We start from the raw sequence: 13687 nt of genomic DNA on the forward strand, positions 1-13687 counted from the left end.
GCTGAACTTCCTTGCAAGCTGCGACGAACAATATCTTTTTTCCTTGCCTTCTGAAAAGCTGACATGCTAAAAAAGATAATGTTGGTTTCTGCTAGCGTAGGTTGGCAGCGTTTATGTTCGTGAAGTTTTTTCTTCCATTTTAAAAAAACACAAAGGGAAGTAGATATGTCAAAAAAAATTAGTCAACTCCTCCTCTTAGCAGGAATTGTAGCTAGCTCGTTTGCTGGATTATCTGCAACTGGTTCATACCTTTCAAATCACCTCTCAGAAGGTGCGTATCGTTCAATGGTCAGTGCAAAAAGCATGAACTGTGAAGGCGAAGAATCATGTGGTTCAAGCATCGGCGTACGCTTCATGTACCAAAGATCATACAGTGGTGATACCAATCGTCACTTCTTGCCTGCTGGCGCAACAACAAACACTGTTGCTGCTAAAGCAACTCCAGGTGCAACAGATATCGCATTGAACTACTTGACTCGTGTAGCTTCAAGTGGTGCTGCTGGTACAATGGATGATGCAACTCTTACCATGAATCCAACTCAAACACGCATGGCTGTTGCTGTGAGCTACGCTCAAAGCCTCAAAAACGTTCTTGAAGGCGCATGGTTTGATCTTAACGCTTCATTTGCTCGCGTAGAAAATAATCTTAAAGCAACTTATACCGGTGGTGCTAAAAATACAACTTCAGACACCTTTGAAAACTTTTTCAAAGGCACAACATTCACCGTTGGTGCTTCTGCAACTAGCACATTGACCGCTGGTAAAATCCTTTGGAATACAGCTTCTCCTGCTGCAAATGGCCTTGAAGAAGTAAGAGCACGCCTTGGATACGATTTTGTAACCAATGACAACGGTACTTTTGGTGGATACGTGAGCGGTGTTGTTGGTTTTGGTACAGAACCTAAACTTGATCACTTGTTCGAATCTGTTGTTGGTCACCGTCACGTACAACTTGGTGCTGGTATGCAAGGAAGAATCTCTCTTTCACAAACAGAAGAATCATCAATGGCGTTGAATCTTGATGCTCGCGCTCACTACATCTTTGCTAGAAACGAAGTGCGTATGGCAAATCTTCAAAACGTAAACATTGTTACTGGCAACACAGCATACCAACAATATTACCTTGTAAAAGACACAACTGCTGCATCGACTGCTGGATGGTCGCCTGCTGCTAACATTCTTAGAAGAGAAGTAAGCGTACGCCCACAGTACTCTGCTGACTTGGCTGCTCAGTTTGTTTACTCAAACGACTGCACCTCTTTTGACGCTGGTTATGTTCTTTCATACAAAGCAAAAGAAAAGAACGAACTTGATTCATGGACAGACACACAATATGTAACCGCAGGTTCAACCGCAGATTCTAACCTTCCAGTTGCTTCTGCTGGTGCAAACTCTGCTGTTGCTCTTAAAAAAGAACATCTTAACTTCAACGAAGAAGCTAAACTCATTCACAACATCCATGCTGGCTTGAACTACTGCTTCAACGACATGGCTAACCCAATGGATCTTGGCTTTGGTGGCGAAATCACCATGGCTCCAACAGACAAAGCCAAAGTGTTGCAACACTGGGGTGTCTTTGGAAAACTTGCTGTTAACTTCTAATAGCTCTCACAATTTCCAAAAAAGAGGACTGCGTAACTGCAGTCCTCTTTTTTTTGTACATTTTCTTAGCCGTGTCTTGCACGCGCCCGCAACTTGGTTTTATACTCCCCTCGCCATATTTTCCCCCAACCAAAAGAGTTTTATATGGCAGGTTTTGCCCGTACCGCCCACTTGAGATTTATTTTTTTTAATATTCTTTTCGGAGCATCATCTGCTTTTGCAGAAATTAATCATGCAACCACGCTCATTCGACCAAACTTTTTTGCATCCCCTCAATCGATAAGTGCTATCAATTCGCTGCATTCTGAAAACAATACCGGAAGCCACGCGATAAAAACGGCAGTATCGGTTTTTTATTCCAAAAATTTTTCTCCCAAATTTATCGGCGCAGGATTGGGACCATCCGATTCAAATATTTTTTCGGTCACTACCGAAAGTCTGAAGGGCGATGTAAATTCCGATTACATGATTTCGGTTCTTACGGCACACGACAGCTATTCGCTTCAAGCAGTCAACGAAACAATTCACCGTCCACAAGCAACAATTACCTTTACCCCCGACCAACAAGAAACTGGCATTAATCTACTTTTTCACCACGACTTAGACCTTCCCATCAATGATTGTTTTTATCGAATTGAAGTAAGCTTTGTTCACCAAAAACGATCCCTTAATGCGGTATACTCACAAGAAAAAGTTACAAAAACAGATCTCTCCGACATCATTTCGATTAAAGATTTTTTTAATGGCGCAGAACAAAGTCTCAGTTATGGACTTTCGCATCTTAAAATTCCGCAACAAATGCAAAAACGTTCACATTTTGACCGAGTTCAAATCACTGCAGGTCACCACCTGCTCAACACCAACGCATATCGAGTTACCCTTTTTGGGTGTGCACAAATTCCTTGTGGACCAGACGATTCGTATGAATTTATTTTTGCACCAGAAATCGGAACCAAGCACCTGCATGTGGGACTAGGGTGCACAACCAACCTCACCATTTCAAAAACCATTTCCTCACAATGGGATATTTCTAATACTTCGATAGCCGGATACAATTTTCCAAAAAATGAACCGCGAATTCCAACGATCGCTAATCTTTCGTGGTGGCATTATTACCAATCACTGCAAAACGGTGTCCCTGCAGACTCGTGGCTCTCTCCTGCCGTAAATTCGCTGCCAAAATCACTTAACATCAATCAAGGGCTCTCGCTTCAAAACATTACCCTTGTGTCGTACCAGAAACATTCAACCGTCATAAATTGTGGCATTTCCGCAGGATACAAAGAAGAAGAAAAAAATACACCAACTATCCCATGGACCGATAATACGTTTGGGATTACCAATAAATTTATTAATCCAATTAATTTTACCGGCGCATCAAATAATCCATCTGCCCCTGCTTTTTATATCGAGGGAAGAATGTACCCCCGCACCGCAGGAGCTCTCCCAGAAACCACAGGAGAAACTTCGATTGTATCCGGAACAACAACGCTCACACCACTTACCACCGGCGCTCGTGGACAAAATATGTGTAAAAAGAAGATTAATAATAAAGATCTTAACCTCAACCACCCAACACTTTTTTATTATCAACTTTTTGCAAGTTTTGGACAAAAAATAACACTTTCTGATGACAGTAATCTTTTTATTAATTCAGGACTTCAGATTTCATTTGGATCTCCAAAAGAACTTGTCATGCGAAACTATCAATTATGGCTTAATATTGGCTGCAATTTCTAAAATCTAAAGTCTTGTAACCATTTTTTTGCAGACCATATACTCAAATCGATTTTTTGAATCAAAAATGTTATAAAGAAAAAATAAATATGATGAACACAAAAATTCCATTACTCGTACTTTTGGGACTAATCAATTTTTCGATTTTTGCTCCACGTTTCAGCGAACGAAGAACCGATGTAACACTCACAGCCGGAACCGACCCTGCGATTTCATCGTTACCCGAAATTGGTATGACCGAAGATTTTACCGCCAAATTAAAACGTCAGATTAGAGACCAAGGTGAAAAAATTGACCAGCTACAAACCCTTTTAGAAAAATTAAAACAACAACTACTCGAAAACGATTCTGCCCGTACAACAGCTCAACAAGAACTCAAAAAGGCTCAAGACGCATTAGCAGCATCACAAAAAGACCTTGCCACAGCAACAGAACGAGTTACAGCATTAACCGAAAAAGAAGCGGCCGATTCAGAAAAACGTACCGACGAAGTTGATCGCCTTACCGAATTAACAACTCGCCAACAAAAAGAACTTGAAACCTTTGAACGCGAAAAACAAGCGCTGGCAGAAAAACTCTCTGCTGCTGAAAAAAAAGCTTCTGAATTGCAAGCCGCTGCAGCTTCGGGCTCAAGCTCCACAGATGATGCAACAACAGAATTAACAAAACAACTTGAAGCAGCAAACGAAAAACTCACCCATCAAGATGAAGAAATGGAGCACCTCAAACAAGAACTTGCAGCCCAACACGCACAGCTTGAGCACCAGCAAGATGCACTTTTGGGCAGTGGTATTGATACCGAAGAACTCTTAAAAATCAAGAGCGATTTTGAAAGAGCTATCGCTTCATTAAAAACTAACATTCCAGCAATAAGAGCAATAATCCTATCTAAAACAGCACAAGCAGAACGCGCAGCAAAAGCATTCGCAGAAAAAGTCTCGCTTGCAAATACACTGCAAGCAAGAATCGATCAGCAAGCCCGGGATCTTGCATCAACTGAACAAATCAGAAAACAAGTTGTCGAACTTACCGGAGAACTCGCAGCTCAAAAAGAATTAACAAAAGCTGCTACAGCAATCCAAGAACAACTCAAACAAAAAGAATCGGAAGTTGTTTCACTTACTCAAGCTATGGAATCATTAAAATCATCTAGCCAAGCCCCAGTAACACAGCTCAAAGCACGGCTTGCTCTCTTGCAGCAACTACTCACTACCCAGCTCCCACAGGTTTATCAGGAAATTTCATTCCTCAAACAACAGCTGGTCAAAATATATACTCAACTTAAATCATCAAAAGAGTTTGATTCAAAAATGATTGCACTCAAAAAACAACTCGCAGAACTCAAAGAAGAGGTTGTAAAATATCTTGGCAGAACTTCGGCAATTACTGTGGCAACACCTGCAAAAGATTCAAAAGCGCTGCAAGAATTAAAATTAGAAAATCAGCAACTTCTGGCCGAATTACAAAAACTATCTGATATCAACGAGCGACTGACCGCAGATTTTAACGACATGCAAAGAGAGATCCAGCGAATCGAAGACAAAGAACCAGAAGATTCTGAAACAAAAAAAGAATTAGTAGAAGCACGAAGACAAATCGAAGACCTTCAAAGAAGTACCGAATCTCAACTTGCAGCATTAAAAGATCAACGCACACAAGATCAACTTTCAACGCTCAGAGAACAACTTACTCGAAAAGACCTTGATTCAGTTGCAACTCGCGTGACTGACCTTCGGCTCACTGACCAAGCTGCTCGCCTTGCAAGTGATACGACTCTTGCAACCGCTGGTGCTGCCGGACTTGCAACAGCATCTGGAATTGCTTCAACCTCAGGACTTGCAGCCTCCACTCGACTCGTAGATCGCACGCCGGCAGGACCAAACCTTAGTATAATCCCATACATTCAACCAACAGCACCAGGAGTGATGCCATTTATCCCATCTCAATACCAAGAAGCAACCAATCCGATTAGAGACCTTTCATTTGTCAAAAATTTCGGCTCTGATTATCAGCTAAAGGAAACATATCAGAATTCAGGAGAACATCTTAACACCATAATTAACTACATAAAAACAAACATGAAGCCTAATCAACCTGTAGAAAAATTAAAAGTTTTACTCGCCGTAGTTCTTGTTTCAATACAAAGCCTTGCAGATTATGTTTATAGACACGGCAGAACCTCTAGGCTAGCTGCTAACGTTGGAATACAAAAATTAGATGAAATAACCTATGCCACCAAATCACTTTTAATGCCAATACATCAAAGAATTTTGACGCGATACATACCAACTAAAGGCGAAATAACAATTGATCAAGTTGTTTGGATTATCACACGCAACAAAAAAATTCTTCATGACATAGCAACAGGCAATAAACCTCCTCTACTACTACACGCGCCTGTAAAAGAATGGCGCTAACACTATGACGCTCAGAGTATGACGCTCAGAGAATGTACCTATTTGCAAACACAAGAATGTAAGTACGTTCTTGCTTTTAATCAAAAACTAACGGTAGCCTTACCACATACGCAACCGCACGGGTAGCATGTTGTTACCATAAAAAAGGAAAACCATGAAACACTTAAATCGTATTCTTTTTTCTCTCGCATCTTGGGGTGCAGGACTTTTGGCTTTAACACCCAACTACAAAGCTGATTTATTCAAAGCAGAATCTGCTCTTCACGACATGCAAACAGCAAAAGACTTCGCTGAATTTCAACTTTCATGTTCAAATCAAAAAATTGCTCATTTACTCTCATTTACGCAAGCAGAAAAAAAGAGTCTAGAAGAACGGAACACCGAACTTGCAAAAAAAACATATGTGCATGACAAAATTACTGCAGAAAAAAATAATCAAATTTCATTGTTGTTCGAAGAACTTCAAGCGATCAGAAAAAGCCTGTACGAAGCGCTTGCTACAAGAAACAACCTTGAAAAGGCCTATCTTGAACTCGATCAACGCTTTCAATCAATTCAACAAAATTTCTCTGCACAAGTAAAAAAACTTCAAAGCAAACTCATCGCCAGCGAAGTTTCACAACAAAATGGACTCATCAGCGAAGGGGCTGCTCGTCAACAAGTTGCAATTCTTGAACAAGCGCTCAAAGATAACGAAACTTTTTACACTAAAGAAATTTATGACATCTTTAACGATCTTTCAAAAGACCTAGAAAATACAAAACAACAACTTTCACTGGCAACTGACGCTTGCTACGAAACAGAAAATGAATTGAGTATGGTCAGAGAGCAACTTACTCTTGCGCAAAAATTTATTTCAAAACAAGGCTACACACCTCAAACAGAACGCGAACTTAAAACACTCCAGCAAGCGATCAATAAAGTCAGCAAACAAACCGCTGGCTCAAAAGCATCTCATCACCAACGCTTGGCAGAATCGCTCAAAAAAATTCAAAGCCTTGATCAAAAATTAGAACGAGCTCAACAAGAAATTGCACGCAATGAGCTTGAAATAAAATCACGCACGGCAAAAGATCTCAAACAAGGAAACGAGCTTAAATCGCTTAATATTGAAATTGCACGACTCAAAAAAGAATACCAAGCGACCACCGCTCAAAATTCACTTGCATCAGCACGAATGATGAAACAATTACAAGCAGATCTTGCAACAACAAAAGACCAATTCAATCGCTCAAAGAAAATTGTTGAAGCCAAAGACCTTGCGTTCTCTGTTCTTGAAAAACATTGCAACAATCTTAAAGCATCACTACACAAAGAAGAAGCAGCTCAACAAGTATTGTTAAATCATCTAAAAACAGCTCAAAACAACGCAAAACAAATGGAAGCAAAAGTTGGCCAGCTCGAATCATCTCAAGCTCACTTGCGTTCATTGGTCAGCAAAACACAAAAAGACTTAGCCGAAAAAACCACCGAGTCGCATGCGCTTGCATCGTCGCTTAAAACTGTTTCAAAAAAACTTGCTGATGCTGAAATTTCGAAAGAAAATCTTGCAAAAATGCTCAATGACACAACATTTAAATACGAAACAACTCTTTCTCGCGTAGACAAACAAGAAAAAGAAATCATTTCCCTGGAAACCGAACGCAACACCTACATGTTTGAACGTCATCATTACGCAAACCTTGCACACAGACTGTACAACAACAACACAACCATTTCCGGCAGACTCAATAGCGTTCTTGACGCAATTGCAAAAAACCACGAACACGCAACCAGCAATACCGAATCGAGCCTTACGTTATAACATCAGTCAAAACCAACAAAAAAGGGGAGCTTCTTGCCTTGAGCTTGAGCAAGCTCCCCTTTTTTCGTATCATACAAAGATAAATCCCTCTCTTTTGTATAAAAAAGCATGTTTTTTAACGAATTAATTCTTTTTATTCACGCAATTACGGTAGTTGGCCTTGTTTTTGCCACTTTTTCTTATGGCAAAGACTTGCTGGTAACCTTTATTGCACTCTGTGGAATTTTGGCAAATTTGCTCATTTTAAAACAAATCGATCTGTTTGGACTGCACGTCACCTGCACAGATGTATTTATGATTGGACAACTTGTTGGCCTCAACCTCCTGCAAGAGGAATTTGGAGCCGGCGAAAGTCGCCGAGCAATCACAATTGCTTTTTTTGCATCAATTGCAACTCTTTTCTTGGGAATATTTCACCTGTGGTACACCCCAAACATGTTTGATGAAACCCATGGTTTTTATACAACCCTCTTTTCCCCGATGCCTCGGATTGCTATCACTTCAATTATTATTGATTTTATAACCAATCATCTTGAACGATTTATCTATGGAAAATTGGCCACAACCCTTCAAAAACGTTTTTTTGTTCTCAGAAATATTCTTACCATGTCTCTTTCCCAAACTTTTGACACGGTTGCTTTTAGCTACCTAGGACTCTATGGAATTGTAGCAAGCGTACCCCACATTATTATTTCGAGCTTATTTGTAAAATTTTTTCTCATTATTGCCATGTCGTTTTTGAGCGCAGGCAGCTACTCTCTCATTTTTAAACGAGACACACATGACTAACCAATATTTTGAATTCAAAATTATCCACCAATCAAAAAAATCACGCGCCCGCGTTGGGCAGATAATTACCCCTCACGGGATAATCGATACTCCAAACTTTGTCCCAGTTGGCACAAATGGCGCCATGAAAGGCGTTGACGCCTTACTGCTCGAGCAATGCAACGTTCAACTGATGTTTTGCAATACCTACCACTTAATGCTACAACCAGGAGCAGATGTTGTTGCCGCAGGAGGCGGACTTCATTCGTTTATGAACCGCAAACAACCACTCATCACCGATTCTGGGGGATTTCAGGTTTTTAGTTTAATGTACGGTGGCGTTGCCAGCGAAATTAAAAGCAAGGGAACAAAAAGTCATAACAATAGCATCATGAAAATCACCGAAAAAGGTGTAACTTTTCGCTCATATCGCGATGGAAAGCTCATCGAGCTCACTCCAGAATCATCGATTCAAGCCCAAAAAAAAATTGGAGCGGACATCATTTTATCATTTGATGAACTCCCCCCCTACCATATTGACGCAAAAGCACTCAAAAAATCATTCGACCGAACTCATCGCTGGGAAGAACGATCTCTCATCGAACACAAAAAAAATCCTAACAACCAAGCGCTGTACTGTATTGTACACGGCGGAATTGACCCGGAACTTCGCAAAACAAGTGTTGAGATCTTAAAAAAACATCCATTTGATGGATTTGCAATCGGTGGAAGTGTTGGAAAAAACCGCGAAGAAATGATTGCTATGCTTCAACACCTTATGCCTCACATGCCCTACGACAAACCAAATCACCTCCTGGGGATTGCTGACTTACCATCAATTCACGCGTCGATTCCTCTTGGAATTGATACATTTGATAGCTCACATCCTTCCAAATGTGCTCGACATGGCAAATTATTCACAGAAAATGGTGACTTAAACATTCTTCGATCAGGAAATAACTTAAAGTTTGAACCAATTTCTTCTTCCTGCGGTTGCTACACCTGCCAAAACTACACCATTGCATATCTACACCACCTTTTTAAAGCACATGAACTTTCGGCATACACGTTAGCAACTATTCATAATGTCTATTTCATCACACATTTAATGAAAAAATACCGCGAACAAATCTTGCTTGACGAAATATAGTGCCAGGTAGCAAAAAAAAGACTGCGTCAAACCCTGCGCTTTTTTAACCATATTGACTGGTAGTAACAAAAATTGATACGGTTAGAGTGTTGGCAGATGCAGTTTTTAGCTAGTTACTGGAGCGTATTTTTTCATGAAAAAGCATATTGTTTTATTATTGCTCAGCGGTGTTGCAACTTTCCAAGTCACTCTCTGCTCACAAACCTTTTCGCTCAATACTATCAACACAGAACGCATGAGAAGTTCTGATCAAATAAGGCTTATGTTTTCTGAAGCACTTGATAACGATGACTATGTAATTGATACAAACAACAACCAATGTATTATTACCTTTGCAAACCTTCCTGCAGATTCATTAAATCAACAAGAAATAACTAAAAAGATGAAATCTGGCAGCAAGGCTATTTCAAACGTCAGCTTAGGAAAAACCAAGCCAGCACAAAATGGGACCGAAGGAACCATTATTAAAATAAGCTTTTACGACTCTGACACACACTTGAATTTTCAGGTTCTTGAAAATCAATTCATTATCGATGTTGTTTCTCCGATGGCACTGCAATCTTCAAGCAAAACATCGCACGTCATCTCTCAGGCTCATAACGGACATGGCCACGCCTACGCATACTACGCGGTACGCCAACTCGTCTAAAACACAACCGCTTAACCAAAACAACTCGAATACTAAGCAAATTAATTAAAAAAGAGTTTTTATTTCGCCAAATGGAAACGTTTTACTTAAAAATTGATGATTTTTTAAAAAAACAGCAATTTTAACGAAATATAACTCTTTTTTATAAATATACACATTCCCTTTTGATGCTTTTTTTTCACCCTGCTACTATTGATTCATACGTTAAAAACAGTGAAAAACCAATAAAAGTGAGTGTGTAATGTTAACAAAAAATCTCAAAGCGATACTTCTTCTTGTTCTTGCGACCTGTGGACTTGTGCAATCAGCACAAACCCCTGCTCAAAATCAGGAGGCTCAAATAAGCGCAATCAGAGCATACCTAGAAAAATCATTGCTGGAAATCGAAAGAAACTATACTGAAGAACAACAACAATTTTTGGCAGATCTACAAGAAACAGAAGGCGGTAAGATTGCCCTTCTTTTTGTAGACGAAACCGAAGCGCCAGAAAATTTCGCAGAATTATTAAAAAAAATGTCTATGACTGCAGAATCTGCGCGAGAAGCAAAAGCTCAGATCATCACAAAATTAGAAGCTCAAGCTCTCACGCCAGCACAAGCGCGCACATTCTATGAAACAATGAAAATAATGATGGAATTCATGATTGCACAACAACAAATGGGACAACCCCAAAATGTTATCGCTACTCCTGAAAGTGTTGCCGCTGCACCTCAAGCAGGTATGCCAGACCAATCGTCTATGGAAGAAGCTCTCAAGCAACAATTGTTTAGCATGAATTCAGACAAAGCCAAAGCTCACGAACAAAAAACTAAAATTCATGAACAAATCACAAAACTTGAAAACCTTAAGGCTCTTTTAGTCCTTGATCCAGAAACACAAGCTGACGAAATCGCCGCCGTCGTTGAGCGAGCAAATGAAGTTAGAAAAAGAAAATATACACTTTCAGCAGCCCTTAAACTTAGAGAAGCAGCTCTTGCTTCATTAGCCGAACTTGATGTTAAGGCTGAAGAGATCAACGGATTAATCAAAGAAAATAACGCATTAATTTTACAAAAATTATTCGCCAATAAAATGCAAGCCCTGCAAATAGCAGCATTTGGGAATACCCTTTTCTACGATCCTGTCGTAGATGTTTCATACTTTGAACAGTTGGTTAAAAAAACAAATCAAACCCAAGAAAAAAAAGAAGATCATATTGAGCTTAAAGACGTTATTGGCTGGAGATCACAATTTTTAACCTATTTTAATCAACAAGGGATCTCTCTTTATGAATTTAAAAATATCTTTAAAGCTGAAATTGAAAAAAAGAAAAGCGAAGCAAACAAAAGTCTTGGATACGCTCTTCTCTCCTCAACAGCCTTTGGAGCTGCTGACATCTGCAAACTGCACAATCAATTTGCTCAAAAACTACCCAACAGCATCATCAACTGGTTTTTTGGAACTGTTGGCTACAGAAACGATTCTGGAAAATGGCAACGTTCAAACTCCGGACTTGCAGCACGAGCTCTTGAGCTTCTCGCTCTTCACCCAACAACTTATTTGTACAAACAAGCTCACCTTGAAGAGTTTTCTGAACAATTTCAAGACACCCAAATGCTACAACTCGCCTATGATTTTTTTGCGCAAGATTGGCGAGTACGTGCAGGCTTAAAAATTGCACCATATCTTGTTCCCGCAGGTTCGATCGCTCTGAATGGTAATATTCACCAACAAATTCCACAAGAAGCTCTTGCTAAACACCTTGGGCCTATCGGTGGCGCTACGGCATCATTGGTTACGTCAAAAATACTTCCAGCCCTTGCATGGATTGCGTATTTAAAACACAAAAAACCTTTTGTTTTTGAAAGTATTTCATCGCTTTTCACAAAAGACAAACATAATGTTTTAAATTCCGGACTCATGGGCGTCGGATCGGTGGGACTTGCGCTGGTCAAACCTCTTGATAGCGCTTTGGCAAAAAAACTAACGCCAAAAAACAGTGTTTTTTGGAAAACATTTTTAAATCAACAATGGTTGAGTAAAATTGCTGAAATCGGATACAAAACAGGTCTTACCGCTGCAGCATGGAAACAATTCCAGGATCCAGCTAATACATCATTTAATGTTGTTTTTGGTAATGAACAAACTCGTTCATACGAAAATCTCGATCTTAATTCGGATGACAATAAAAAACATAAAACCTGGTTTGAAACACTCTTCTTCAGAAAGCCTGGTCAACAACGCTTCTTAAAAATCGTTGACAACTTTGCTGACGGTGAATCTCGAGAACAGTATGTACGATTACCAAAACCTCGTTTTGTAACCAAACAATTTGCAACGGCAAATGGTATTACCACAGCTACCGTAAAAACCTACGAAGGGTTTGACAACACTGATCGTTCAAAATGCCTCAGTAAAAAAGAATTTAGCGTAAACCGAACAAATCTCTCTGATGAAGAAAAAAGAGCAATTCCTGAAACTTTAGATGAAGCTGTCATCCCTAACGCAGACGAAACCACCCTTCAAGGAGATACTGGTTTCCATGCTACCGGATCATTTGACCCAAATCACCTCACTCCAGGAAGAATCGCAACTCAATTTGGTAAAAAAACATGGATTGATAAAAAAACTTTTCAACAAGCATCACCATTTACCTCTGCAAAAGAAGCTGGGTTTGATTATGCAAAAAGAGCTTTTGCTAACCTTGCAACAAAAGGTCTTGCAACAGCCGGTATCACCTCCCTGGCGGTCACAAAAAATAAATTTATTGCCAACTCTGGTGCTAAAATTTCTTTGTTTGTATTGAACTTTGCGCTCAAGCACAACATCATCACCTCCGAAACATACGAAGGTCTCCTGACTGCTAAAAACGGCTTAAAAACGTTGGTAAAAGCATTATTTGGATTTGTAATCGTACTTCAAACATATGAACAAAATCCATCGCAACTTCTTATGGCTCCCGAAATGTTGCCAAAGATTTTAGAAAACTTAATTGAAAACCCAGAAAAGCTTGCTCCTGCAACACGTGAAATGCAACGCATGGTACACGAAAAAGGTGCCGCAGTTGTATACAGCGTCTTTATCAAAAAATTCGTTCATGCCCTAGGTGTTAACCGTGGATGGAGCATGCTTCAACAACAAGAATTACTTGAAAAATCACCTCAGCAAACCGAGACAACTCTTGGGGATGATAACATTTCTTCGATCTTCAATAAGAAAACAATGCGTGGAACAGCATTAAAAACCGTGTACGGAATAGCTAAATTAATTGCTATCGTTATTCCATGGGCTCTTGCAACAGCATTCCTTGAAGAAGATGAAGAACCAACACCTAAAAAAACGTTTGCCGGATCGTTTGACGAACAGCAACCACTCATCCCAGTACTCTAAGAAAAACAAAACGATTAGCGAGGCCCTAAAAAGCCTCGCTTTTTTATTTCGCACGCCAGACCGCATCCCCGAGTAGACAAACACCCATTTTGGCCGATCAAGACAAGTTGCCGATTGCACTCGATCCACAAATCTTTCTGAATAAGTGCTTGCAGGGCAAACTCTGTTTCTTCCGGCGTTTTTGTTTTTA

Annotated in this window: 8 protein-coding genes; all 8 read left to right on the top strand. The window is 39.9% G+C overall.

The window, feature by feature from the left end; translation table 11 throughout:
• The first annotated feature begins 165 nt into the window (after positions 1–165).
• The 8 genes from FJ366_02270 to FJ366_02305 all read left to right on the top strand — a co-directional run bounded on the left by FJ366_02270 (position 166) and on the right by FJ366_02305 (position 13497).
• Positions 166–1602, top strand: a complete 1437-nt coding sequence (locus FJ366_02270; GenBank protein ID MBM3894398.1) for a hypothetical protein — start codon at positions 166–168, stop codon at positions 1600–1602.
• Between the two features lie 144 nt (positions 1603–1746).
• Positions 1747–3342, top strand: coding sequence for a hypothetical protein (locus tag FJ366_02275; GenBank protein ID MBM3894399.1), 1596 nt, complete (start codon positions 1747–1749; stop codon positions 3340–3342).
• A gap of 86 nt (positions 3343–3428) precedes the next feature.
• Positions 3429–5756, top strand: a complete 2328-nt coding sequence (locus tag FJ366_02280) for a hypothetical protein (protein ID MBM3894400.1) — start codon at positions 3429–3431, stop codon at positions 5754–5756.
• A 154-nt stretch (positions 5757–5910) separates the two neighbouring features.
• On the top strand, positions 5911–7560 hold the full coding sequence (locus tag FJ366_02285; GenBank protein MBM3894401.1) for a hypothetical protein: 1650 nt from the start codon (positions 5911–5913) through the stop codon (positions 7558–7560).
• Positions 7561–7668: 108 nt separating this feature from the next.
• Entirely contained in the window at positions 7669–8349 is a 681-nt protein-coding gene (locus tag FJ366_02290) for a queuosine precursor transporter (protein ID MBM3894402.1), read from the top strand.
• Entirely contained in the window at positions 8342–9478 is a 1137-nt protein-coding gene (locus FJ366_02295; protein ID MBM3894403.1) for a tRNA-guanosine(34) transglycosylase, read from the top strand. The genes FJ366_02290 and FJ366_02295 overlap by 8 nt, the downstream gene beginning before the upstream one ends.
• A gap of 133 nt (positions 9479–9611) precedes the next feature.
• Positions 9612–10127, top strand: coding sequence for a hypothetical protein (locus FJ366_02300; protein MBM3894404.1), 516 nt, complete (start codon positions 9612–9614; stop codon positions 10125–10127).
• Positions 10128–10368: 241 nt separating this feature from the next.
• Positions 10369–13497 carry a hypothetical protein gene (locus tag FJ366_02305; protein ID MBM3894405.1) on the top strand — a complete coding sequence of 1043 codons (3129 nt, stop codon included), beginning with the start codon at positions 10369–10371 and terminating at the stop codon, positions 13495–13497.
• The last annotated feature ends 190 nt before the right edge of the window (positions 13498–13687 follow it).

It is taken from the genome of Candidatus Dependentiae bacterium, assembly GCA_016871815.1.
Lineage (GTDB): Bacteria > Babelota > Babeliae > Babelales.

What these genes read in the sequence shown, in the direction of transcription:
- FJ366_02280 (MBM3894400.1), top strand. Translation starts at nt 3,429, where the DNA reads ATGATGAACACAAAAATTCCATTACTCGTACTTTTGGGACTAATCAAT.
- FJ366_02295 (MBM3894403.1), top strand. Translation starts at nt 8,342, where the DNA reads ATGACTAACCAATATTTTGAATTCAAAATTATCCACCAATCAAAAAAA.
- FJ366_02290 (MBM3894402.1), top strand. Translation starts at nt 7,669, where the DNA reads ATGTTTTTTAACGAATTAATTCTTTTTATTCACGCAATTACGGTAGTT.
- FJ366_02285 (MBM3894401.1), top strand. Translation starts at nt 5,911, where the DNA reads ATGAAACACTTAAATCGTATTCTTTTTTCTCTCGCATCTTGGGGTGCA.
- FJ366_02300 (MBM3894404.1), top strand. Translation starts at nt 9,612, where the DNA reads ATGAAAAAGCATATTGTTTTATTATTGCTCAGCGGTGTTGCAACTTTC.
- FJ366_02270 (MBM3894398.1), top strand. Translation starts at nt 166, where the DNA reads ATGTCAAAAAAAATTAGTCAACTCCTCCTCTTAGCAGGAATTGTAGCT.
- FJ366_02305 (MBM3894405.1), top strand. Translation starts at nt 10,369, where the DNA reads ATGTTAACAAAAAATCTCAAAGCGATACTTCTTCTTGTTCTTGCGACC.
- FJ366_02275 (MBM3894399.1), top strand. Translation starts at nt 1,747, where the DNA reads ATGGCAGGTTTTGCCCGTACCGCCCACTTGAGATTTATTTTTTTTAAT.